The organism is Microbacterium sp. MYb54, assembly GCF_002979515.1.
Classification (GTDB): Bacteria; Actinomycetota; Actinomycetes; order Actinomycetales; family Microbacteriaceae; genus Microbacterium.
The window spans coordinates 40539-64600 of the sequence record NZ_PCPA01000008.1 but is presented as its reverse complement, the minus strand read 5'-3'; the positions used below and the strand labels follow the sequence as shown (position 1 = coordinate 64600).

Genomic DNA, 24062 nt, shown 5'->3' with positions numbered 1-24062 from the left:
CTCCTCCTGATACGGAGTTCTCCGCCCGACACCCCACCGAGCGCGGCGAAACGCCCCGGCCGGGTCGAGTGACCCGGTCGGAGCGTCCCGTCTCGCTGGGCGAAGATCAGCTGACCTTCTTCCGGTAGGAGATGATCGCGAAGACGTAGGCGACCACGAGGATGCCGACGCACCAGGCGAGGGCGACCCAGATGTCGTTGCCGACGGGCTTCTCGGCGAACAGCGCCTGGATGGTGTTGACGATCGAGGTGACCGGCTGGTTGTCGGCGAACCACTGCACCGGAGCCGGCATGGTGTCGGTCGGCACGAACGCCGAGCTGATGAACGGCAGGAAGATCAGCGGGTACGAGAACGCGCTCGCGCCGTCGACCGTCTTGGCGTTCAGGCCCGCGATGATCGCCAGCCAGGTGAGCGCCAGGGTGAACAGCATCAGGATGCCGATGACTCCGAGCCAGGCCCAGAAGCTCGCTCCGGTGCGGAAGCCCATCAGGAAGCCGACGCCGAAGATGATCGCCAGGGTGATGGCGTTCGCCGTCAGGGAGGTGAGCACGTGGGCCCACAGCACGCTCGATCGGGCGATCGGCATGGAGTGGAACCGTTCGAAGATGCCGCTCTGCATGTCGGTGAACAGCCGGAAGGCCGTGTAGGCGATGCCGGATGCGATCGCGATGAGCAGGATGCCGGGGAGCAGGTAGTTCACGTAGTTGTCGGTGCCGGTGCTCTGCTGAAGTGCACCGCCGAAGACGTACACGAACAGGAGCATCAGCGCGATCGGGGTGACCGCCGTGGTGATAATCGTGTCGGGGCTGCGGAAGATGTGCCGCATGGAGCGGCCGGTGAGTGTCGCCGTGTCGGCGGCGAAGTGCGTGGTCATGCTGCGTCCTCCGTCTTTTCCGAGGCCTTGGGGCCGATGAGGGTGAGGAAGATCTCCTCGAGGGTGGGCTGCTTCTCGACGTACTCGACCTTCGCGGCCGGAAGCAGCTTCTTCAGGTCCGCGAGGGTGCCGTTGGCGATGATGCGGCCCTCGTGCAGGATCGCGATGCGGTCGGCCAGCTGCTCCGCCTCGTCGAGGTACTGCGTGGTCAGGAGCACCGTGGTACCGGTGTTCGCAAGTTCCTTGACCACGTCCCACACCTCGATGCGGGCTTCGGGGTCAAGGCCCGTGGTCGGCTCGTCGAGGTAGATGACCTCGGGGTGTCCGACCAGGCTCATCGCGATGTCGAGCCGGCGACGCATGCCGCCGGAGTAGGTGCCGACCTTGCGAGCGCCGGCATCGGTCAGGCGGAACTTCGCCAGCAGGTCGTCGGCGACCTTCCCGGCATCTGGCAGGTGCCGCAGCTTCGCGACCAGCACGAGGTTCTCGCGTCCGGTGAGGATCTCGTCGACCGCGGCGAACTGCCCGGTGAGGCTGATCAGCTCGCGCACGCCGACCGGGTTCGCGGCGACATCCACACCCTGCACGGTCGCCGTGCCGGCGTCCGACTTCAGCAGGGTGGAGAGGATGCGCACCATGGTGGTCTTGCCGGCGCCGTTCGAGCCGAGGAGGGCGAAGATGCTGCCCTTCTCGACCTCGAAATCGACGCCGCGCAGCACGTGCAGATCTTTGTAGGACTTCTCGATGCCGCGCACCGAGATGGCGGGGTTCGTCATGACTCGTTCTCCTTCTTCTTCGCGTCGTCGAACGCCTTGATGAGGCGCGTGCGCTCCTTGTCGATCCACTGCCGTCCGCCGTACGCCGCTGCGTAGTTCTCGGCGAACTCGACGGGGTCGTCGCCGACGATCGCGCTGACGGGCGTGCCGTCGATGGCGGCGCGCTCCCACAGATCGGCGATGTCGAGGAACATCTGAACGATGGTGTCGCCGTCGGTGACGCCGCCGTAGTACATGTTGTAGCGCTGCTGGGCCTTCGCCACCTCGCGGTACGGCTCGGGCAGGGCGTTGATGCGGGCCTGAGCCTGCTTGTACTGCTTCTTCTCCTCGAGCGATCCGGTGATTGCTTCGATCCACTTTGCGGCCATGATCAGTTCTCCTTGTTCGGGGTGGTGCTGTTGTCGGTGTTGGTCTGCTTCAGCTGTGCGATGTGCTGCGCGAGGAAGTCCCAGGTCTTCCAGAACTCCTCGAGCTCCTGCTGGCCCTGCGCGTTCAGGGTGTACACCTTGCGGGGCGGGCCCTTCTCGCTCGGGACCTTCTCGACGTCGACGAGGTTCTTCTGCTCGATGCGCACGAGGAGTGCGTAGATCGTGCCCTCGGCGATGTCGATGAACCCGTGGTCTCGGATGCGTGTGGTGATCTCGTACCCGTATGCCGGCTGCTCGGCGAGGAGAGCCAGAACGATGCCCTCCAGAGTGCCCTTGAGCATCTCGGTCATCTGCTTGCCCATCAGGTCCTCCTTTCGTTTCGGTTGGTACTCAGTGTTGCTGGGTACCGGTACAAAGTAACACTGAGTACCGGTACTTAGCAACACCGAATACCAAACTTTTTCGAAGGGATCCGGTGGGGCCGATGGGCCTCAGGAGAGAGGCCGAGACGCCGTCAGCTGCGCAGGTACGCGAGGACGGCGAGTACGCGCCGGTGGCCGCTGTCGCTGGAGGCGAGGCCGAGCTTGCCGAAGATGTTGCCGATGTGCTTGCTCACCGCGGTCTCGGTCACGAAGAGCCGCCCGGCGATGGTGCCGTTGTCGAGGCCCTCTGCCATGAGGCCGAGCACTTCGCGTTCGCGCGGTGTGAGCGTCTGCACCGGGTCGTCGGCGCGACGCCGGCTCATCAGCTGCGAGATGACCTCGGGGTCCATCACCGTGCCGCCGGCTGCCACTCGGTGCAGGGCATCGATGAAGGCCGCTACTTTGCCGACGCGCTCCTTGAGCAGGTAGCCGAGTCCGTCGGCCCCGGCCGCCAGCAGCTCACCGGCGTAGCGGTCCTCCACATACGCCGACAGCACCAGCACGGGGAATCCGGGGCGGCGGGCTCTGGCTTCGGCCGCGGCCTTCAGCCCCTCGCTGGTGAAGGTCGGCGGCATCCGCACATCGACCACCGCGGCATCCGCCTCATCGAGTCGGGCGAGGAAGTCGACGGCGTTGTCGACGGCCGCCACCACCTCGAAGCCCTCGCTGCGCAGCAGCAGGGCCAGACCTTCGCGGAGCAGTGTGTCGTCTTCGGCGATCACGATCCGCATGGCAGCTCCGCTCTCAGGGTGGTGGGTCCGCCGGCCGGACTCGTCAGATCGAGGGCGCCCTCGAAGGCTTCGATGCGGCGACGGATGCCGGCGATACCGCCGCCGGGGCGCTCGACGGCGCCACCCACCCCGTCGTCTTCGACCTCGATGATCAGAAGTTCACCTTCGCGCGCGACCCGTACCGCGGCGTGCGTCGCCTGGCTGTACTTGCTGACGTTCGTGAGCGCTTCGGCCACGACGAAGTAGCTGGCCGACTCGACGGCAGCCGGCACCCGTCCGACCTCGTCCGTCTCGATCGTGCAGGGCACGACGCTGCGCCCGGCGAGCGATGCCAGAGCGCCCTCCAGCCCGAGCTCGTCCAGGATCGGCGGATAGATGTCGTGCACGGTGCGGCGGAGTCCGGCGAGCGCATCGGTCGCGGCATCCTGTGCTCGCCGCAGCGGTTCGAGCACGTCGCCCCCGGTCTCCTGCGCACGCTCGGCGATCCCGAGCATCATCACCACGTTGACCAGGCGGTTCTGTGCGCCATCGTGCAGGTCGCGTTCGATGCGGCGCAGCTCGGCCGCGTGCGCGTCGAGCGCGGCGGCGCGGCTGAGGGTCAGGGCATCGACGCGGGCGGCGAGACGTGACTTCTCCGGCGTCGCGAGCAGCTTCGCCGACACGAACGACACCAGGCGCGCGACGGCGGGGATGAGGAAGAGCGCGAGGATCGCATAGGCCACAGCGAGCAGCGGCATCGTGGCCGCGAGTTCCCAGGACGTGACGGGATACACCGACCCGACGGGGTCGTCAGCCGGAGCGAACTGCCAGTAGTAGGTGACGGCGAGGGTGTTGACCGCCGCGACGGGCAGCGAGATCGTCAGCAGCGAGACGAACAGCACCGGGAGTCCCTGAACAGCCAGCCACAGCACGTCGCGACCGGTGGCGCGCGAGAGTGCGAAGCGCAGCCGGGAGTCGATGGTCGAGTCCGGCGCGAGCACCCGGCCGATCGGTGTCAGCTCCGCACCCCGGTAGGCGCCGACCCGGCGACGGTTCACATCGGTCCACCAGTGCAGGCCCCGCACGGCTTCGGGCATGAGCAGCACGCCGCCGGTGATGATCATGAGCGGAAGCAGGGCGATCCCGAGGCCAAGGAACACCACCGAGACGATCGACACCCCAGCCTCGACGGCCAGATATCCCCACGCGCGCAGCCAGCGTCGCATCCGTCCGTCCTTCACTCTCACAGTCTGCCCGAGCGGTCAGGGCCGCACGGTATAGCCAGCACCACCATCGATGCGGCAGGAGGCGGGATGGGATCCCGAGACGGGCGTCCCTAGCGTCGAATCATGACCTTCACACCACATGCTCCCGCCGTCGATGCGCGGCCGACAGAAGCACTGCGCCTGCAATCCGTCGTCAAGACCTACGGCGCAGGCGCCACTCGCGTGACGGCGCTGCGGGGCGTGGATCTCGCCATCGCGAAGGGCTCGTTCACCGCGATCATGGGGCCATCGGGCTCGGGCAAGAGCACGCTCCTGCACAGTGCCGCGGGCCTCGACCGCCCGAGCAGCGGCACCGTGCACCTGGGCGGAACCGAGATCTCGGGGTTGAAGGCGCGCCAGCTCACGGCCTTCCGGCGCGACCATGTCGGCTTCGTGTTCCAGGCCTACAACCTGCTGCCGGCCCTGAACGTCGAGGACAACATCACCCTGCCGCTGCGCCTGGGCGGTCGGCGGCTCGAGGCGCAGTGGCTCGACTTCCTGCTCGATGCCGTCGGTCTGACGGAGTTCCGCCATCGACGCCCGTCCGAGCTCTCCGGCGGGCAGCAGCAGCGGGTGGCGATCGCCCGCGCCCTCATCACGCGGCCGCATGTCGTGTTCGGCGACGAACCGACCGGTGCGCTCGACTCGCGCTCCGGAAAGCAGGTGCTCGACCTGCTCGCGCACACGGCGAGGGAGCTGAACCAGACGGTCGTGGTCGTCACGCACGACCCGGTGGTGGCGTCGCACGCCGACCGGGTGATCTTCCTCGCGGACGGGGCCTTCGCCGGGCATCTCGACGGCGGCACCGCGCAGCAGATCACCGATCGCATGAGCGCTCTGGGGGAGTGGTGATGGCGGAGCAGCTGGGTCTCGGTCGGCTGGTCCGCGCGGATCTTCGTCACCACCGCGGGAGCTTCGTCGGGGTGGCGGTCGCGGTGTTCGTCGCGAGCGCGCTGGTGACCGGCCTCGGAGTGCTCGTCGAGTCCGGCATGCGCGGGGGTCTGGCGCCCGAGCGCTATGCCGCGGCAGACGTCGTGGTGGGCGCGTCGCAGCAGGTGGATGTACCGGAGGATCTTCCTGTTCCCCTGCGGGAACGCGTGCCGCTGCCCGCCGATGCGGTGCGCGACATCGCCGCCCTTCCGGGAGTCGACCGCGTCGTCGTCGACTTGACGATTCCGCTCGCACTGCAGGATGCGGATGCCGGCGGCTCTGCCGTGGTCGAGGCGCACTCCTGGTCGGCCACCGCCTTGACCGGCTTCGAGTTGAACGAGGGTCAGGAGCCTGCCGCAGCCGACGAGGTGGTCGTCACGGCCGGTAGCGGTCGTGCAGTGGGCGACACGGTCGTGCTGACCCATGGCGGCATCCCCTCGGAATACCGCGTCGTCGGCGAGGTCACAGCGCCAGTGGCACCGGAGCGGGCGACGCATGTGTTCCTCAGCGAGCGGCGCATCGACCAGCTCGACCCGCATGGAGGGGCCGCGCAGGCACTCGGCGTGTTCGTCTCCGGGGCGGATCCCGAGCAGACGGCGACCGCGATCCGCGAGGCCTTCCCCGACCTGATCGCCCGCACGGGAGACGCCCGCGGCGACGTCGAGTTCCTCGACTCGGGTGCTGCACGCTCGACGCTCGTGGCCATCGGCAGCGCCTTCGTCGGCACCTGCATCCTCGTCGCGATGTTCATCGTGGCCGGCACGCTCTCGCTCTCGGTGCAGTCGCGTCGCCGTGACTACGCGCTGCTGCGGGCCGTCGGGGCGAGTCCCTCCCAGGTGCATGCGCTCGTGGCCCGTGAGGTGCTGTGGGTCGCGGCCGTCGCGGCGGTGCTCGGCATCGTCCCCGGGTATCTGCTGTCGACCGTGCTGCAGTCGGCCTTCGTGGCCGGGGGTGTGATCCCGGGCGACTTCGCCCTGGCATTCAGTCCGCTTCCCGCGGTCGGCGCGGTGCTGCTCGTGCTCGCCTCCGCCTGGGGTGCGGCGCGTATCGCGGCGGCTCGGGTCGCGAAGCTCGACCCGGTCGAGGCGCTGCGCGAGTCGGCGACGGGCGCTCCGGCCATCGGCCTGCCGCGCATCATCACCGGAATCGTGCTCGCCGCCGCGGGGATCTCGGTCTCGACGGTGCCGCTCGTGGTGCGCGGGCAGATCGCCGCCGGAGCCGCAGCGGGCGCGGCCATGTTGCTGATCATCGCGCTCGCTGTGCTCGGACCATGGCTGGTGTCGCTGAGCGTCCGACTGATCGGGACGGTGCTGCGCCGGCTGTCTTCTGCGGGCTTCCTCGCCTCGGCGAACGCTGCGGCGAACAGCAGGCGTCTCGCGTCGGCGATCCTGCCGATCGCTCTCGGCATCGGGTTGGGACTCGTGCAGATCGGGGCGCCGTCGATCATCGCCGCGGAGGCAGCCGCACAGGCCACAGCAGGCGTCATCGCCGATCTGCGCGTGACGGCGCCGACGGGGCTCTCGCCTGAGGTCGTCGACGAGATCCGCTCCACCGCAGACGTGACCGAGGCCTCGGGAGTCACTCTCAGCACGGCGGTGCTCGATTCACACGACCTCGAGGGCAAGCTGGAGCGCGCGGAGCATGTGCTGCAGGGCATCGATCCGGGGCACATCACGAACAGCCTCGACCTGCGCGTGCGCGAGGGGTCACTCGCACAGCTCGATGGCACCTCGACGGTGGCGGTGAGCACGGATGCCGCGCAGAGCCTCGGCGTGGGCATCGGCGATTCGGTCGTCGGGCACCTCGGCGACGGCACCCCGCTCGAGGCCACGGTCGTCGCGGTGTACGAGCGGGGTCTCGGCTTCGGCGACCTCACCATGGCCGCCGATGCGGTCAGGGCCCACACGACGGCCGGCCTCGATGCCTTCGCGCTCGTGGCGGTCGACGAGGGCGCGACGGACGAGGTCCGGGCAGCGCTGAGTGCGCGTGGTCTGCTCGTGAGCGACGGATCGGGGCAGGAGGCAGCGGGTGCCGGAGCGCAGTCGCAGCAGGGGTGGGTGAATCTCATCGCGCTGCTCGTGATCCTCGGCTACATCGCGATCGCCGTGGTGAACACCCTCGTGATGGCGACGGGCGAGCGCTCGCGTGAACTGGCGCTGCTGCAGCTGATCGGCGCATCCCGAGGGCAGGTGCGCGCGATGATGCGGATCGAGGCGGTGCTCGTCGCGGTGATCGCCATGGTGTTCGGCGTCGTGGTCGCGATCCCGCCGCTCATCGGCGTGAGCATGGGCATCTCCGGGCAGCCGCTGCCCGTGCTGCCGGTGGTCGGCTCGTTGGCGATCGTCGGTGCGATGGGTGCGCTGGCCCTGGTGGCGATGTGGGTCGGGACGACCGCGACGATGCGCACACGTCCGATCGACGAGATCGGCTCGCGCCAGTAAAGCGATCGGGAAGGGGCGCACCGGAGTCATCGGTGCGCCCCTTTCCGCATGGGGTCAGGAGACAGGGGTCAGTGGGGTCGTGAGTCAGGGGCCCATGGGGTCATAGGTCAGGGGCCATGGGGTGAAAAGTCGGGGTGATTTCTTCGGGATCGGCAGGATCGCGTCTCGGGGTCCGGGCAGGCTGGCGATGGCCCGGACCGAGATCACCATGCCCGAATGGTGCTCGGCGGTCGCCTGAGGGGGCGGGGGCTTCCGTGCGCGAATGCGCGCCGGTGAAGCGATGAATGGGGAGACAGTCATGGCGTTTCGTGTTGCCCGCAAGGACCACACATCCGATGGCCTTCCGTCCGAGCGGCACAGCCGCTGGCGGAGCCGTGCGAGAAAGCTGATCGGAGGCGCCGTGAGCACGGCGCTCGTCGCCTCGTCGATGGTCTTCATCGGCGGGACGCTGACGGCCGCTCCGGCGGCAGCGGCTGATCCGTTCCTCTGCACACCGGGAGCGGTGTACGTGCAGAGCGCCACCGAGGTGCGCGAGTTCGTCGTGAACGAGCAGGGTGGCGCGCCGGGCGACGGTGGCACACTCGGCGGCACCACCCTCGGTGTCGACCACTCCAACAACGCCCTCGGAATCTCCTCCAGCGGCCAGTACGCCTACACCGTCACCAACGCCGCCGGCCCGAAGGTGCTCGCCAAGCACGACCGGGTCGCCGACGTCACGACCCGCACCTCGTTCACGCTGAACTCGTCTGTGCTGCGCGGCGCCGTGCACCCCGACTCGGGCGTCTACTACTTCGCCAGCGGCACGGTCAGCGGCGCCATCAACCTGTACGCGTGGAACGAGAGCGTCACGCCGCAGACGTACGTGCAGGTCGGAACACTCCGCCCCACGGCCGGCAGCAGCGCCTTCGGTGCCAACGGAGACATGGCCTTCAGCGCCTCGGGTCAGCTCGTCCTGGTCGCGGACAACTTCATCTACTCCGCCGACCTCCCCAAGACCCTCGAGCCGAGCACCGCCACCATCGAAGCCAAGCAGGTCCACGACATGGGCGCGGGCGTGCAGGGCAACGGCATCGCGTTCGGAAACCTCGGTCACATCTTCGTCTCCGTGTCCGGGGGCGGAAACCGCATCATCGAGGTCGACCTCCCTCGGGGACAGACCGTCAACACCACGTCGCTCGGGAGCTTCGCGCCCACCGACATGTCGAGCTGCACGTTCCCGAACACGCTCACCCTGAAGAAGGACCTCCCCGGGGGCCGTCAGGCCGCCACGGACCAGTTCGCGCTGCGCATCCAGTCGCCGGCCGGCTACCAGGTCGCGCAGACCGATGCCACCACGCGCGGAGAGCGCACCGGGCTGCAGCCCGACTATGCGGGACCGGTGTTCACCAACCAGGGCGACACCTTCCGGCTGTCCGAGTCGGCATCCGGCACGACCGATCGCACCCGCTACGCCGAGTCACTGGACTGCGTGCAGGTGAACCCCGACGGCTCCACCACTCCGGTGGCGGTGACCGCTTCAGGTGAGGTGAAGCAGCCCGCGGGCGCGCACGGCACCGACGTCACCTGCACGTTCACGAACGTGCGCCTCGTGCCGGGCCTCGCTCTGCGCAAGACGTCTGATCCCGCCGATGGCCTCGCCGTGCATGCCGGCCAGCGCCTCACGTACACGGTCGAGGCCGAGAACACCGGAAACACGGTCCTCGACCCCGTCCGCGTGACCGACGACCTGTCCGGTGTGCTCGCTTTCGCCGAGTATCAGGGAGACATCGCGACGAAGATCGACGGTTCCCCCGTCGCCTCCGGCGCCGCGACCGTCACGGGCGACGACCTCGCCTGGACCGGTGCGCTCGAGCCCGGTCAGGTGCTCACCGTGACGTACTCGGTGATCGTCGACGCCGGTGTCGAGGGTGAGCGGATCGCCAACAGCGTCACCGCCTCGGGCACCCCGCCCGGCACTCTCGCTCCGCCCGTTCCCCCGACCGTGACCACAGAGCACCCCGTCGCGGGCTTCACCGTCGCCAAGACCTCCGCCCCCGCCGCTGGATCGGTCGTGGAGCCGGGCCAGACCATCGAGTACACGGTGACCGGGACAAACACGGGCGCCACCACGCTGAACCCCGCGTCGGTCGCCGACGACCTGTCCGGTGTGCTCGCGCACGCCGCCTACAACTCCGACATCTCGACCTCGGTCGCCGGCACGCCCCTCACCACGGGCGCTGCGACCATCACCGGCGACGACCTCGCCTGGACCGGCGCACTCGCACCAGGGCAGGCCGTGACGATCACGTACTCCGTGACCGTGGATGCGGAGGCCTCGGGGGAGATCCTGAAGAACTCCGTCACCGGCACCGCGACCCCGACCACCCCGAAGCCCGGCGACCCCGAGGGGCCGGAGGTGCCGGGCGAGCCGATCGTCCCGCCGACGGTCACCACCGAGCACCCGGTCATCGGTTCGGGCTTCACGATCAGCAAGTCCGCCGACCCGGCATCGGGCACGGCCGTCTCGGCCGGCGACACCGTCACCTACACGATCACCGGCACCAACACCGGTGACACCGACCTCGACCCGGCCCGGATCGTCGACGACCTGTCCGGTGTGCTCGACAGCGCCGGCTACAACGACGACGTCACCGCCGACCGTGGTGCCGTCACCGTCACCGACAGCACGCTGACCTGGACGGGCGGCGTCCCCCGCGGTGAGTCCGTCACCATCCGCTACTCGGTGACGGTCGACGCCGGCGTCCAGAAGGCGCTGCTGCACAACGTCGCCACCGGCACGGCCACGCCGCGGATCCCGGTCGACCCGGCCGACCCCGACAGCCCCACGACCCCCGGAACCCCGATCGTCCCGCCGGCCGTGGAGACGAACCATCCGGTCGTCGACAACGGCTTCGAGGTCTCGAAGTCCGCCGACCCCGCCTCCGGCACCGCCGTGCGTGCGGGTGACACGATCACCTACACGATCTCCGGCGTCAACACCGGCAACACGGTGCTCGATCCGGCGACCATCGTCGACGACCTGTCTGCCGTGCTCGCGCATGCGCAGTACGGCGGCGACGCGACGGCCTCGACCGGCGCGGTCGTTGTGAACGGCACCACGCTGACCTGGACCGGAACGCTCGCTCCCGGCGCGCGTGTCGCCATCACCTACACGGTGACGGTCGATGCGGATGCGACCGGCGTGCTGCTGCGTAACACCGCCACGGGCGAGGGAACCCCGCTCATCCCGACCGACCCGACGGATCCGGGCAGCCCCACCACTCCCGGCACCCCGGTGACGCCGCCGCCCTCGACGACCGAGCACCCGGTCGCCACCCCCGGCTTCACCGTCATGAAGTCGGCCGACCCTGCGACGGGATCACGCGTCGACCCCGGCAGCGTGATCACCTACACGGTCACCGGTACCAACACGGGTGACACCGTGCTCGACCCGGCCTCGATCGCCGACGACCTGCGCGGTGCGCTGGCTCACGCGTCGTACAACGGCGACGTGAAGGCCACCCGCGGCGACGTCACCGTGGCACGCGGTGACCTGGAATGGAGCGGAGTGCTGCGCCCCGGGCAGGACGTCGTCATCACCTACTCGGTGACGGTCGACCCGACCGCCGGCGGCGAGACGATCGCCAACACCGCGACCGGCACGGCGACTCCGCTGATCCCGACCGACCCGAGCGACCCCGGCAGCCCCACCACGCCGGGTACGCCGATCACCCCGCCGCCGTCGACCACGGAGCACCCCGTCAACGAGCCCGGTTTCGCGTTCGCCAAGACGGTCGACCCCGCACCGGGCACGGCTGTGGATCCCGGTGACGTTCTCACGTACACGCTGACGGCCGTCAACACCGGTCAGACCGCCCTCGACCCGGTCGACATCACGGATGACCTGTCGAAGGTGCTGCCGTACGCGTCGTACAACGACGACGCGGCCGCGGTCATCGCCGGGCTGCCTGCCGGCGCGGTGGCGCTCGACGGCGCGAAGCTCAGCTGGTCGGGCGCCCTCGCGGTCGGTCAGACCGTCACCGTCACGTACTCCGTGACAGTGACCGCCGACGGCGTGGGATCCGTGCTCGAGAACAACGCGAGCGCGACCGCTACCCCGCCAGGTGGCTCGGTCATCACCCCGCCGCCCGGCATCACGACGAACGCCGTCAACGTGCCCGGATTCTCGGTGTCGAAGAGCGCCGATCCGGTGGCGGGCACGGCAGTCGACCCCGGCAGCGTCATCACCTACACCGTGATCGGCGTGAACACCGGCGAGACGGTCCTCGATCCGGTCGCGATCACGGACGACCTCTCCGGGGTCCTCGCGCACGCCGACTACAACGGCGACGCGACCGCCACGGTCGACGCGGCCGCGACGACCGCTCCTGTGGTCGCCGGCGACCGACTGGCCTGGGGAGGAGTTCTCCAGATCGGCGAGACCGTGACGATCACGTACTCGGTCACCGTGCACGCGGATGCGGGTGGCACGACCCTCGAGAACTCGGCTTCGGGCTCGGCGACACCTCCGGGCGGCGTGCCTCCGATCGAGACGCCTCCCGCGACGACCGTGCATCCTGTCAACGAGCCCGGCTTCGAGGTGCGCAAGTCGGCAGACCCGGCCGCCGGCACGCGGGTCGACCCCGGCAGCGTCATCACCTACACGGTGACCGGTGTGAACACCGGTGAGACGACGCTTTCGCCGGTGAGCATCAGCGACGACCTGTCGGGCGTTCTCGCCCACGCCGCCTACAACGGCGACGCCACGGCGACCGTGGTCGACGGATCCGCTCCGGCTCCTGTCGTCGACGGTGACGAGCTCGCCTGGACAGGCGCGCTCGCCGTGGGGCAGCGCGTCACGATCACCTACTCGGTGACCGTGAACGGCGACGCGGGTGGTGCGACGATCGCGAACAAGGTCGCCGGCACCGCAACCCCGCCCGGTGGCGGGGAGATCACACCTCCGCCCGTGACGACCGAGAACCCGGTCGGCACCCCGGGATTCACCTTCGTCAAGACCGCCGATCCCGGTTCGGGCAAGGCCGTCGCCACGGGAAGCGTCGTCACCTACACGCTCGTCGGCACCAACACGGGTGAGACGGGACTGGACGAGGTCGTCATCACCGATGACCTCTCCGGAGTGCTGTCGCATGCCGATCTCCGACCCGGTGCGACCGCGGTCGTCGGCGACGGCACGGCATCCGCACACACGGTGGCCGCACCCGTGGTGGACGGCACGCAGCTGCGCTGGTCGGGCAGCCTCGCCGAGGGCGAGAGCGTCACGATCACGTACTCCGTGACCGTGCACGCCGGCGCGGCAGGGGCGACGCTGCGCAACGCGGCCGTCGGCACCGCTACGCCTCCGGGCGGTGAGACCATCACGCCGCCGACGAGCTCGACCGAGAACCCGGTGCTGACGCCGCTCGCCCTCACCGGTGGAATGCTCGCACCGTGGGTGCTGGCGCTCGCGATCGCTCTGCTGCTCGGCGGTGCCGTGCTGCTGATCGTGCGTCGACGCCGCTCGCAGGCCTAGCGGTCACAGGAAAGGCCTCGTCCGTCACATGCGACGGACGAGGCCTTCCGTGTCTCACTCGGGCAGCAGCCCGTGGCGGACGGCCTGCTCCATCGCCTCGGTGCGGTTGTGGGCGCCGAGCTTGCGATAGATGCTGCGGAGCTGCGTCTTGAGGGTGTTCGGCGAGACGCTCAGCTCGCCGGCGATCGCAGCCAGCGGTGCGCCGGACGTCAGGGCGCGCAGCACGACCTGCTCACGGGATGACAGCCGGGGCCTGGTCGCGAACGACGGCAGTGCTGATCGCAGGGGGAAGGGCGCACGACCGGTCGGGTCGAGGTCGGCCCGCACGGCACCGAAGTCCTCTGCACTCAGGAGCACGAGCGGCGTGGTGAGACCCCGGTCGGTGAGCTGCACGCTCAACGCCTCGCTCGACGGCTGAGCGGCCGCAGGAGACACCCGGTGCAGGGCGGCGCTGTGCACGGCCGATGCCTCTGCGCGTTCTCGGGCGGTCGAGGGTCGCAGACGGGTCTGTCCCAGAAGTCGGAGCACATCGGCAGCCTTGCCGTCGATGAGGGCCAGGCGGGCGCGCTTGAGGACGGTGCCGAAACGATCGGGGACAGCATCCCGCTGCATGATGCTTCTGGCCGCACTCACATCGCCGAGCGCGAGGTGCAGGAGCATTCGCGGGCGCGACAGCGCGTGGCGCACGTGCGCTGCACCCGCCTCCTTTCCTCGGAGACGGGCGAACGATTCCAGGCGCTCCAGACCCGCGGCGGCTTCACCCTCGTGCAGGGCGATCCACGCCTCCACGGAGGCCATCGTCGTCCAATGCTCGCTCGTGGCCCGGTAGGGCTCGAAGAAGCGGATGTGCTGCTTGGCCGCGGTGAGGTCGCCGTCCTCCACCGCGAGCATCGCCTCGGCCACACGGTAGAACGTGCCCCGATAGCTGTCGACGAGCGCCGGGTCCCAGTCGCCGTCGCGGATGAGCGCGACGTAGTGCCTGGCATCCGGGAGATCCCCGTTCAGGGCGTGGACCCCGGCGAGGAGGCAGATCCCTTGGAAGGCGGTGCTGCTTCCGTGTGCCGCGGCGAGGGCCGCGGCCTGCTCCCAGAGCTGCACGGCGTCATCCTGCTGTCCGCCGTAGTAGAGCGAGATGCCCAGGTGCGTGCACAAGAGCGGCATGTCTCTGGCGTACTGCTCCCACTGCGACTCGGGGGTCTCGGTGAACAGGGCCAGCGCCCGCGCGGCCACCTGGGCTGCGCGTTCCGGCCGCCCGATCGCGCGCAGCGACGCGCTCTCGGCGGCCCAGATGAAGATCCGCTCCGTCGCCGAGAGTGTGGTCCGACGGGCGTTCGCCGCCGCCACCGCGATTCGCAGCAGCTGGAGTCCCCGCTGGCGCCGGAGCCGACTGGGTTTGAGGCACATCCCGAGCAGCATGGCCACGAGAGGCTCCTGCTTGAGGCGCGCAACGGGCACGTCGCCGAGCATCTCGATGACGGCCTGCCGGTCGCGGTGAAGCAGACGGTTCCACCCCGACATCGTGACGTGCGTCGCGAGGCGCAGGTCGTCGTCTTCCAGGGCGAGGCGCAGTCCCTCGAGCGGCATGTCGCGGCGCACGGCGCCTTCCGCCGCGATGCGCCGCAGCTGAGCCATATCTTCCGGAAAGGTCCGTCGGAGTTCGCGGCGCAGCATGCCTCGCGTGAGCGGTGTGAGGGCGAAGTCGCTGCGCCCGTCGACCGCCCACCGGCCGAAGCCGAAAGTCTCGGCCTGGTCCAGAGCCTTGGCGACCTCGACGTCGCCCGTGAGGGCCATCGCGAGCGGAAGGTCGACGGAGTCGGTGACGCTGATCCGCAGCAGCCCCTGCAGGGTCTGCGGATCGAACGCGCATTCGGCGAGCCGGTCCTGCAGGTAGTCCTCGATGACGGTGGTGGCGGCGCGCAGCGACGCGGCATCCACTCCGGCACCGCGCAGCGCCAGGGCGCGGATCAGGGCGGGGAACCCTCCGGTCGCCTCCCGGGTGACGGTGGCCGTGTCGTCGTCTACGTCGAGCGCGCGCCGGATCTCCACGGTGTCGAACATGAGGTCTTCGGGAGCGATGAGCGTGGTGTCGATCACGAGATCCAGTCCTTCGCTGTCGAAGGGACTGGGGCGGTTCGTGGCGACGATCAGGCGGGTGAGCGGGGTGGTGGCGACGGCGCGGCACAACGCGAAGACGCCCTCACGATCGATGGCGGCCGCGTCATCGAGAACCACGACGAGCGGACCTTCCGTGCCGCGCAGGCGTGAGGTCACGGCGGCCCAGCCTTCGTCGCCGGCGGCGGTGTGTGTGGGACACGCGCGAGGCAGTGCCCTCAAGAGGGCGAGGGCGAGGGCGTCGCTCGTCGATATCGCGGGCGTCACGGTCAACCACACGATGCGGGAAGCGGTCGCGGACGCCCATTCGACGAGAGCGGTCGTCTTGCCAGAACCGGATGCGGAGCGGATCAGCGTCAGGGGTGCCCCGGTCTCGAGCGCGGTATTCAGTCGTGGACGGCCGATGACGTGCGCCGACACGCGTGGTACTTGTCCGTTCCCCTCCGCGACAAATGCCACACCGTACCTCCCCAGGTCCCCACCTCTACGATATTCCGAAATGCCGTAGTGGCAAGCTGCGCGCGTCTTCCCGGCAGCCTCAGAAGCAGGGTGGGGTCAGCGCGAACCCGCCCTCGGCGCGTGCTCGTCGTCGTCCTGCGTCACCGGGACGGCGATCGTATGGGCGGTGCTGGCGGCAGCCGCGGCGATGTCCACCGCGGTCGGCTTGGCGATGCGGTGGCGTCCCATCAGAAGCGACAGTGCGATGCCGAGAGCACACCAGATGCCCATCGAGATCGCCGACCACGAGAGGGCGGCAGCAAGTGCATCCGCGTTCGGCACGCCGTCTGCCACGCGCTTCGCGTCGACCGAGGAATAGACCGAGGCGATGATCGCCGTCATCACTGCCGCGCCCACGTAGCGCGCCATGTTCGAGATCCCCGAGGCGGCGCCGATCTGGTTCGCCGGGACGCTCGACGTCGAGATCGAGGATGCCGGTCCGTTCTGGAGGCTCATGCCCGCAGCGACGCCGACGAGCGGGAGCACGAAGAGCCCGTAGACCCACGAAGCGTTCACTGCCGCCAGCAGGGCGAAAGACGCGGTCATGATGATGAACCCGAGGGCGATGGTGACGCGGGCGCCGATGCGGGCCACGACCGGGGAGATGAGAGGGGCGAGCACGACCGCGGCCGCCGCGACCGGGAGCGTGGCGAGGCCCGCCTGCAGGGGCGAGAGGCCGAGAGCCACCGGATCCTGGAAGTAGAGGCTGACCACGTACATGATCGCGTTGATCGTGCCGGATCCGAGGAGGATGGCGATCGTCGCGCCGACGAGCACCGGGTTGCGGAGCAGCTTCAGATCGAGGAGCGGTGCCTTCACGCGCTGCTCCACGAGAATGAAGGCCACGACAGCGGCGGCCGACAGCACGAAGCATCCGATCGTCGCGAGGGATGCCCAGCCCCAGGCCGAGCCGTTCGTCAGCGCGAAGATCACGGGGGCCAGGATCACGGCGATGAGCACGGTTCCCGCGAGGTCGATGGAGCGGGTGCGCGCCGGGTCTCTCGACTCCTTGACCGAGGCGAGTGTGATGGGGATGCAGACCGCGGCGATCGCGGCATCGATCCAGAACAGACCCTGCCATCCGGTCGTCGAGGCCAGAATGCCGCCGACGAGCGGGCCGACTGCCGCGCCGATCGCCGAGGCCGCACCCCACAGCGTGACCGCCCTCAACTGGGCTGTCTTCGTATGAGCGGCGGCGATCAGGCTCATCCCGCAGGCGAGGATCGTGGCCCCCGAGGCTCCCTGGATGCAGCGCCCGGCGATGACCATGAGGCCGTCCTGCGCGAGCGCGATCATGACGCACGAGGCGATGAACAGTGCGAGACCGATGAGGAACAGCCGGCGTCGACCGAACACGTCTCCCAGTGCGCCCGAGGTCACGATCGTCGCCGCACCGATCAACGAGTACCCCGTGACGGCCCACTGCAGGGTGTCGACCGACATCCCGGTGTCGGCGGAGATCGCCGGGAGCAGGATCGTGACGGCCGAGGTGTTCGCGTTGACGACGAGCGTCGAGATGCAGGTGACGAGCAGCACCCCGACAGCGAGGCGGGCGCTCGCCTCCTTCGCCGTCGGGGTGCTCATGCCGAGCCCAGGCGGTCCAGCAGGAGGGTCTGCACGGCGATCATCCGCTCGATCTCGCCCGGATCCACCGACTCGTCGGCCGCATGGATGTTGGCCTTCGCGGTGTCCTCTGCACCCCAGAGGATGATCGCGGCCGAGGGGGCGATCTTCTGGATCGAGGCGATCAGCGGGATCGACCCTCCGGAACCGATCGCCTCGACGTCGGCGCCGTACACATCGGCGAGTGCCTGCTCGGCGGCGGTGATCGCGGGCGCGTTCATGTCGACGGCGAACGCATGCCCCGTCTTGACCTTCGCGACCTCGACGACGCTGTTCCACGGCGGGTCGGCGCGCAGGAAGTCCATCAGCGCGTCGAGCTGTGCATCCGCGTCGGAGCCGGGGACCACGCGCATCGAGAGTTTCGCGGTGACCTCGGGGAGCAGCACGTTCGACGCCTCAGCGGTGTTCGGGATGTCGAGGCCCAGCACCGTGACGGAGGGCTTTGCCCAGACGCGGTCGGAGAGCGAGCCGGTGCCGAGGTAGTCGACGCCCTCGAGGATCGACGATGCCGCGTGGTAGATGTCGGCATCCATCGCCGCCCCAGGCCACGTGCCGCTGTCGACGCCGGGGATGGTCGTGTCGCCGTTCTCGTCGTGCAGCCGGTCGAGGAGCCGGATCATCGCCGTCATGGCGTCGGGGGCCGCACCGCCGAACAGGCCGGAGTGCACGGCGCTGCCGAGCGTGCGTACGGTGACCGTGCAGGCCACGTCACCGCGGAGGGCGGTCGTCAGCGTGGGGCGCCCGACCGCCTGCGGGCCCATGTCGGCGATGACCGCGACATCGCACGCGAACAGCTCGGGGTTGGCCTCGACGAATTCCTCCAGGTGCGAGATCGTCTCCTCCTCGCCCTCGATGAGGATCTTCACGCGGCACGGCAGATCGCCGGCGAGCAGCTTCAGCGTGCCGAAGTGGATCGCGAGCCCGGACTTGTCGTCGGCCGAGCCGCGACCGTAGATCCGTCCGTCGTCACCCGTGGTCGGCACGAACGGATCGGTCTTCCACCCCTGTTCCGGTGGCGCCGGCTGCACGTCGTAGTGCGCGTAGAGCAGGACCGTCGGGGTGCCCTCAGGCCCGGGCAGATCTGCGTACACGCAGGGATACCCTCCCGGCACATCGAGCAGGCGCACGTCGGTGGCTCCTGCTTCGGTGAACAGGTCGACGACGGCCTGCCCCATCGCGTGGACCGGCTCCGGATCGAAACCGGGGAACGCGATCGACGGGATGCGCACCAGGGCGGCATGACGCTCGAGCACGGTCGGCATGATCTCGGTCGTCGCGGCGACGACCTCCGCTGAATCTCTCATCGGATTCCTCTCTGCAGGTTCTTGATGCGCTCAGGTTCGTTGATGTGTTCAGTGCACGAGCAGCTGGATCACGAGGCCCGCGGCGACCGTCGACACCCAGGCGACGAGCATCGGGATCGTGAACGAATGCCAGATCGGGAGCTGCGACAGCTTGGTCGATCCGGTCAGGTCGGTCTCGACGACAGCGATCTGCGAGCCGTTCGCGGGGAACAGCCACACACCCACGAGCGAGGGCCACATCGCGGTGATGACGCCCGGTCCGAGGCCGGCGGCCAGGGCGATCGGGATGATCGTGTTCGTCGTGGCCGACTGGCTGGTGGTGAGGCCGGCCACCAGGAACAGCACCACCGCGAGGAACAGCGGAGCCACGTCGATGAAACCGCCGAGGGGCTCGATGATCGTCTTCTGGTTGGCCGAGATGAAGGTGTCGGCCATCCAGGCGATGCCGAACAGGGCGATGGCGGCGACGAAGCCCGACTTCAGCAGCGACTGCTCCACGATCGCGGCCGGCTTCACACGGCGGACGAGGATGATCACCAGTGCGGCGGTGAACATCAGCATCTCGATCACGGGCGACATGCCGATGGGCTGCATCGCTCCGTCTTCGCCGGTGGGGAACGAGGGGCGCAGTACCGGGAAGAGTCCCATCAGCACCACCATGAACGTCGCGCTCAGGAAGATCCACGCGGCGGTCGCTCCGCCCTTCGGGACGACGTGCTCGATGCCCGCGCCGCCGCCGGACGGTGGAGCGGAGCCTGAGGTGTCGGAGGCGACGGCCGTCGAGGTGCCCGAGCCTTCGGAGCCCGCGGCGCGGACGGCGATCCCGCGTGAAGCCGCTTCGCCGGCGAGGGCGGCCGGGATCTCGACGCGACCCTCCTCGACACGCTTCAGGAACACCGGGTCATCCAGCAGCTCCTTGCCGATGCGCTGCTGCACGAACGAGGTCAGCAGGCACGCGACGATCGCGGAGGGGACGGTGATCGCGAGGATCTTCACGAGCGAGAAGCCGCTCGGTTCGAGCAGCACGAGGTACGCGGCCATCGCCGCCGAGACCGGGCTCGCGGTGATGCCGAGGGCCGAGGTGACGGTCGACGCCGCAAGTGCGCGCTCCGGGCGCTGGCCGTTGCGATACGCGGTCTCGTAGATCACCGGGATCAGGGCGAAGTAGATGTTGCCGGTACCGGCGAGGACCGTGAAGAGGAAGGAGACGAGAGGGGCGACATAGGTGAGTCGACGGGGATTACGCTGGATGATCTTCGACGCGATCGCGACGAGGTAGTCGATCCCCCCAGCGGCCTGCATCGCCGCTGAGGCCGTGATCACCGCGATGATGATGAAGAACGCATCCACCGGTGGGGAGCCGGGCGGCAGCCGGAACGCGAACACCAGCACGAGAGTGCCTGCAACGCCCCAGAGACCGAGGCCGACGCCTCCCGTTCGCACGCCCAGGACGATCGCCCCGATGACCACACATGCTTGAGCAATGACGAAAAGCGCTTCCACCGCGACCTCCATTGGTGTCGCCCGCCGGTATTGGTGATGCCGAGCATAGTGAGCGGCGGCGTCGCGCGGCAGTCCCAAATGTCCAATTCCGCATACGGCATGCTCCGGGCCTCGAGCGAGAGCAGGCGCCGCTGATCATGCTCACCGATGAGGTCGCTCGGCAGAGCGCGTGTGTCAGTGTCGGTGCAGCGTCAACCGCCGGACGATCGACGCCACGGTGCGGTGAGCCGTGACCAGAACCTCGGGGCCGCTGAGGTCTCGTCGGGAGCGGGGAGAGCCACGGCGAACTGCACGATCTCCTCGGCTCCGTGGTGCACGACGCGGTAGAGGGCGGTGCCGATCAGCACGCCGAGCGCGATCGACATGACCGAGATCAGGGCGGTCGTGAAGTCGGAGAGCCCGCCGTCCGTGGCGACGGCCTCGGTGAGTCCGACCAGGCCGGCGGCGCCAGGGACCAGCAGCCAGAACGCCGGGAGGAATGTGAGCTGCGACGGCGCACCATGCCGGAGGGTCGCGATCCAGAGTACGACGGGGGTCATCGCGACGGCGCCGACGAAGCCCCCGACGGTCGCTCCGACGAACTCGGTGCCCGCCCACTGCCCGGCGTAGGCGACGACGAGGGCGAGAAGCACCCACCCGAACGTCGAGGGTGGTGCGGAGAAGTGCAGGTAGTTGCCGAGCGCGAACACGAGGATCCCGATGAACGCCACCCACCACGGCAGCGGGGTGCCTGCGTCCAGAGCCTCGTAGGAGGAGGAGTCCACTCCGACCACGGTTCCCGCGGCAAGGATGCCGAACGCCAGCAGGGCGAGCTGCACGAAGCCGTAGACCAGGCGGGAGGCGCCGGAGATCATCTGCCCGGCGGCGAGTTCGACGGTCGCGCTCGTCAGCACACCGCCGGGGAGGAAGGTGACCAGCGGTGCGATGAGCAGGCGGATCGGATCGCCGATCTCGATCACCTCGGCCAGGAGGAAGACCGCGGTCGCGCACACGAACGCCGCGGCCACCGGCATGATCAGCTGCAGCGTCGGCGAGCGGACCAGCTTCAGCAGTCCGATCCCCGCCCCGAGCACGAAGGCCACGACGACACCCTGCCAGGTCGGGGCGAGGAGGAGCGCGAGCCCGGTCGTCAGCACCGCGTGGCCGAGAGTCCGGGTGACCCAACCGAGTCTCGGACGCATCGCCCCGATCTCGTTGAGGCGCCTGATGCCGTCGAGCGGAGGGATCGAACCGCTCTTGGCCTGGGCGATCAACTCGTACAGCGCGGCGATCTGATCGAAGCGGAACGAGGCGTTCGTCGCCGAGCGGATCGCGACGCGCGACTCCTCCGACTCGCCGCTCTCGATGAGGATGATCGTGGGCAGGACCACGAAGTCGGCGTCGTCGCCTCCGTAGGCCGCCGCCACCTCGGTCATGATGTCGCGGATGCGGTCGACCGACTCTGCCGAGGCGTTCATGCCCTGCGCCAGCCCCAGCAGGAACTGCCGGAGTGTCGCCCGGTCGACGCTGTCGGTCATGTCCTGGACGGCCGCTCAGATCAGGCGAACAGGAGAGACAGCGTCACGCCGACGATGATCGCGACGCCGATGTAGATGAGGTTCGGCAGCTGGAACGAGTGGTCGAAGACGAACTTGCCCATCTTCGTCGTCCCGGTCTGGTCGAACGCCACTGTGGCGACCTGGCTGCCGTTGGCGGGCAGTGTGTAGATGCCCATGGTCGCGGGCCACAAGCCGACGAGGAGCGTCGCCGGGAGGCCGATCGTGATGCCGATCGGCACGATGGCGTTCGTCGCGCTCGACTGGCTGGTGGTGAGCATCGCGACCGCGAACAGCGCCAGGGCGAACAGAAGTGCGCCGAGGAAGGCCGACGATCCGGAGACCACTGAACCGAGCCCGTCGACGATGAGCTTCTGGTTCGCCGCGACGAACGTGTTGGCGAGCCAGGCGATACCGAAGAGGGCGATGGCCCCGACGATGCCCGCGGGGAAGGTGGGCTGCTTGGGGACATCAGCCGCTTTCACCTTGCAGAAGACGAAGATCAGCGCGGCGATGATGCCCATCACGACCTCGATGATGACCGTGACGCTGAGGCGCACCGGGTCGCCGGCGTCGTCGGTGCCGATCACCGGACGCAGTCCCTCGAAGAGGCCGAAGAACACGATCACGCCGACACCGGCGAGGAACAGCGAAGCGGAGAGCACGGCGGTGGGTGCCAGCTTCTTCTCGTGCGCGTCGGTCTCCGGCGGCTTGATCTGGTGGTCGGCGAGGCGCTTCTGGAACTCGGGGTCGTCCTCGAGGTCCTTGCCGTGGCGCATCATGACGAGCGCGGCGACGAAGAGTCCGGCGATGGAGGCCGGCCACATGATGAGCAGCAGGCCACCGAGGTCGACTCCCTGCGGAGCGAGCAGCACCACCATCGAGGCGGTCGCGGCGGAGACGGGGGAGCAGAGGATGCCGACCTGCGAGGCGACGGCCGAGACCGAGAGCGCCCGCTCCGGACGGATCTTCTGCTGGTACGAGACGTCGTAGATCACGGGCAGCAGGGGGTAGAAGATGTTGCCGGTGCCGGCGCCGACCGTGAAGAGGAACGACATCGCCGGGGCGAGGAACACCACGGACTTCGGCTTGCGTCTGATGACCTTCGCCGCGACCGACACCATCCAGTCGATACCACCGGCCGCCTGCATGGTCGAGGCTGCGGTGATCACCGTGATGACGATGAAGACCGCATCGACCGGTGCATTGCCGGGGGCCTCCCCGAAGACGAAGATGAGGACGGCCACGCCGACCAGCCCCCACACTCCCAGGCCGATCCCGCTCGTGCGGGTGCCCATGTAGATGGCGCCGATGACGACGATCAGCTGCGCGACGAGGATCCAGACGTTGTCGTTCACGACGACGGTCCCTTCACGATCGGGGCGTTCCCGGTCAGCACCTTGGTGGGCAGCTCGGTCTCGACGATCTTGCCGTCGATGGCCTCGACCCGCAGTGCGAGTGCGTTCTCGACCGGACTGATCGCGGTGACGAACTCGGAGTTCTCGAAGTGCAGCGACTGCAGGTTGCCGACCGCGTACCCGGTGGAGAGCTCGCCGCTCAGAAGGGAGGCGTGAAAGAGCGGCCGGCGCTGGTCTTCGGCGTCGTAGTGCGGGCAGAAGCTGCCGTGCAGGAAGCCGAGGCCTTCCGGCAGCACCTGGAGCGTTGGTCCGTAGCTGTCGGTCGTGCCGCCCTCGAACCAGCAGATCCCCCCGGCGCTGCCGCCGGTGAAGACGACGTTCGACGCCGGGTCTTCCCAGATCTCGTGCATGATCTCGCCGAGGCCCTGGCGCTTCCAGACATCGAGCATGTTGGCCGTGTTACCGCCGCCGACGTGGATCACGTCGAAGCCCTTCACGAAACCCGCGAGGTCGTCGACGGCGCGATGGAAGAGCGGCAGGTGATGCGGCGCGCACTTGTCGGAGTCGTAGGTGGAATAGAAGCTCACGATGTACGCGGCATCGTCGCCGGTCGCCGTGCCGACGAAGAGGACCCGTGGTCGCTCCTTGCCGGTGAGCTCGAGGATGTAGTCGTGCGTCGGGTCGTTCCGACGCTCCATCATGGCCTTGCCGGCCCCGGTCGCCACCACGTGCGCCATGTCCCACCTCACTGTCGAGTGCGAATGCGCTCAACCTACTGGTGGGCCGCAGCTCCCGTCCAGGGGACCTTCGTCCAGTGCGGGTGAGGGGTCT

The 24062-nt window shown here is 69.0% G+C and carries 16 protein-coding genes; 3 read left to right on the top strand and 13 right to left on the bottom strand.

The genetic code is table 11. From position 1 onward, the window contains the following. Nucleotides 1–106: 106 nt before the first annotated feature. The 6 genes from CQ040_RS10620 to CQ040_RS10595 all read right to left on the bottom strand — a co-directional run bounded on the left by CQ040_RS10620 (nt 107) and on the right by CQ040_RS10595 (nt 4391). Complete coding sequence (locus CQ040_RS10620; protein ID WP_028501359.1) at nt 107–874, bottom strand: ABC transporter permease; 768 nt, start codon at nt 872–874, stop codon at nt 107–109. Beyond that, nucleotides 871–1650, bottom strand: a complete 780-nt coding sequence (locus tag CQ040_RS10615) for an ABC transporter ATP-binding protein (RefSeq protein WP_105527065.1) — start codon at nt 1648–1650, stop codon at nt 871–873. The genes CQ040_RS10620 and CQ040_RS10615 overlap by 4 nt, the downstream gene beginning before the upstream one ends. Continuing rightward, a complete protein-coding gene (locus CQ040_RS10610) occupies nt 1647–2018 on the bottom strand; it encodes a DUF1048 domain-containing protein (protein ID WP_028501361.1) in 372 nt (123 codons plus the stop codon). The genes CQ040_RS10615 and CQ040_RS10610 overlap by 4 nt, the downstream gene beginning before the upstream one ends. Nucleotides 2019–2020: 2 nt before the next feature. Beyond that, nucleotides 2021–2380, bottom strand: coding sequence for a PadR family transcriptional regulator (locus CQ040_RS10605; protein WP_105527064.1), 360 nt, complete (start codon nt 2378–2380; stop codon nt 2021–2023). Nucleotides 2381–2532: 152 nt separating this feature from the next. Next, complete coding sequence (locus tag CQ040_RS10600) at nt 2533–3171, bottom strand: response regulator transcription factor (protein ID WP_105527063.1); 639 nt, start codon at nt 3169–3171, stop codon at nt 2533–2535. After that, a complete protein-coding gene (locus CQ040_RS10595; RefSeq protein WP_258131255.1) occupies nt 3159–4391 on the bottom strand; it encodes a sensor histidine kinase in 1233 nt (410 codons plus the stop codon). Before CQ040_RS10595 ends, CQ040_RS10600 begins: the two co-directional genes overlap by 13 nt. Nucleotides 4392–4499: 108 nt before the next feature. On the opposite strand from CQ040_RS10595, the gene CQ040_RS10590 reads away from it, so the two are divergent. From CQ040_RS10590 to CQ040_RS10580, 3 genes are all read left to right on the top strand, one after another. Then, nucleotides 4500–5267, top strand: a complete 768-nt coding sequence (locus CQ040_RS10590) for an ABC transporter ATP-binding protein (RefSeq protein WP_105527061.1) — start codon at nt 4500–4502, stop codon at nt 5265–5267. Continuing rightward, entirely contained in the window at nt 5267–7786 is a 2520-nt protein-coding gene (locus CQ040_RS10585; protein ID WP_105527060.1) for an ABC transporter permease, read from the top strand. Before CQ040_RS10590 ends, CQ040_RS10585 begins: the two co-directional genes overlap by 1 nt. Before the next feature lie 400 nt (nt 7787–8186). Further along, nucleotides 8187–13298, top strand: a complete 5112-nt coding sequence (locus tag CQ040_RS10580) for an isopeptide-forming domain-containing fimbrial protein (protein WP_258131251.1) — start codon at nt 8187–8189, stop codon at nt 13296–13298. Between the two features lie 54 nt (nt 13299–13352). On the opposite strand, the gene CQ040_RS10575 is transcribed toward CQ040_RS10580, so the two are convergent. The 7 genes from CQ040_RS10575 to CQ040_RS10545 form a co-directional block, all read right to left on the bottom strand. Next, the gene (locus tag CQ040_RS10575) at nt 13353–15830 is read right to left on the bottom strand and encodes a LuxR C-terminal-related transcriptional regulator (protein ID WP_105528122.1); all 2478 of its coding nucleotides are present in this window, start codon (nt 15828–15830) and stop codon (nt 13353–13355) included. Between the two features lie 135 nt (nt 15831–15965). Further along, complete coding sequence (locus CQ040_RS10570) at nt 15966–17492, bottom strand: MFS transporter (RefSeq protein WP_105528123.1); 1527 nt, start codon at nt 17490–17492, stop codon at nt 15966–15968. Continuing rightward, on the bottom strand, nt 17489–18835 hold the full coding sequence (locus CQ040_RS10565) for a M20/M25/M40 family metallo-hydrolase (RefSeq protein ID WP_105528124.1): 1347 nt from the start codon (nt 18833–18835) through the stop codon (nt 17489–17491). The genes CQ040_RS10570 and CQ040_RS10565 overlap by 4 nt, the downstream gene beginning before the upstream one ends. A gap of 48 nt (nt 18836–18883) precedes the next feature. After that, nucleotides 18884–20338, bottom strand: coding sequence for an anaerobic C4-dicarboxylate transporter family protein (locus CQ040_RS10560; protein ID WP_105528125.1), 1455 nt, complete (start codon nt 20336–20338; stop codon nt 18884–18886). Nucleotides 20339–20529: 191 nt separating this feature from the next. Beyond that, the gene (locus tag CQ040_RS10555) at nt 20530–21855 is read right to left on the bottom strand and encodes a threonine/serine exporter ThrE family protein (protein ID WP_105528126.1); all 1326 of its coding nucleotides are present in this window, start codon (nt 21853–21855) and stop codon (nt 20530–20532) included. A gap of 20 nt (nt 21856–21875) precedes the next feature. Next, nucleotides 21876–23231 (bottom strand): anaerobic C4-dicarboxylate transporter family protein, encoded by a 1356-nt coding sequence (locus CQ040_RS10550; protein ID WP_105528127.1) that lies wholly within the window; start codon nt 23229–23231, stop codon nt 21876–21878. Further along, the gene (locus CQ040_RS10545) at nt 23228–23968 is read right to left on the bottom strand and encodes a peptidase E (RefSeq protein ID WP_105528128.1); all 741 of its coding nucleotides are present in this window, start codon (nt 23966–23968) and stop codon (nt 23228–23230) included. The genes CQ040_RS10550 and CQ040_RS10545 overlap by 4 nt, the downstream gene beginning before the upstream one ends. Nucleotides 23969–24062: the final 94 nt, after the last annotated feature.

Coding starts and splice junctions, on each gene's coding strand:
- CQ040_RS10570 (WP_105528123.1), bottom strand. CDS start 17,492: ATGAGCACCCCGACGGCGAAGGAGGCGAGCGCCCGCCTCGCTGTCGGG.
- CQ040_RS10620 (WP_028501359.1), bottom strand. CDS start 874: ATGACCACGCACTTCGCCGCCGACACGGCGACACTCACCGGCCGCTCC.
- CQ040_RS10600 (WP_105527063.1), bottom strand. CDS start 3,171: ATGCGGATCGTGATCGCCGAAGACGACACACTGCTCCGCGAAGGTCTG.
- CQ040_RS10610 (WP_028501361.1), bottom strand. CDS start 2,018: ATGGCCGCAAAGTGGATCGAAGCAATCACCGGATCGCTCGAGGAGAAG.
- CQ040_RS10545 (WP_105528128.1), bottom strand. CDS start 23,968: ATGGCGCACGTGGTGGCGACCGGGGCCGGCAAGGCCATGATGGAGCGT.
- CQ040_RS10605 (WP_105527064.1), bottom strand. CDS start 2,380: ATGGGCAAGCAGATGACCGAGATGCTCAAGGGCACTCTGGAGGGCATC.
- CQ040_RS10585 (WP_105527060.1), top strand. CDS start 5,267: ATGGCGGAGCAGCTGGGTCTCGGTCGGCTGGTCCGCGCGGATCTTCGT.
- CQ040_RS10555 (WP_105528126.1), bottom strand. CDS start 21,855: ATGACCGACAGCGTCGACCGGGCGACACTCCGGCAGTTCCTGCTGGGG.
- CQ040_RS10565 (WP_105528124.1), bottom strand. CDS start 18,835: ATGAGAGATTCAGCGGAGGTCGTCGCCGCGACGACCGAGATCATGCCG.
- CQ040_RS10590 (WP_105527061.1), top strand. CDS start 4,500: ATGACCTTCACACCACATGCTCCCGCCGTCGATGCGCGGCCGACAGAA.
- CQ040_RS10615 (WP_105527065.1), bottom strand. CDS start 1,650: ATGACGAACCCCGCCATCTCGGTGCGCGGCATCGAGAAGTCCTACAAA.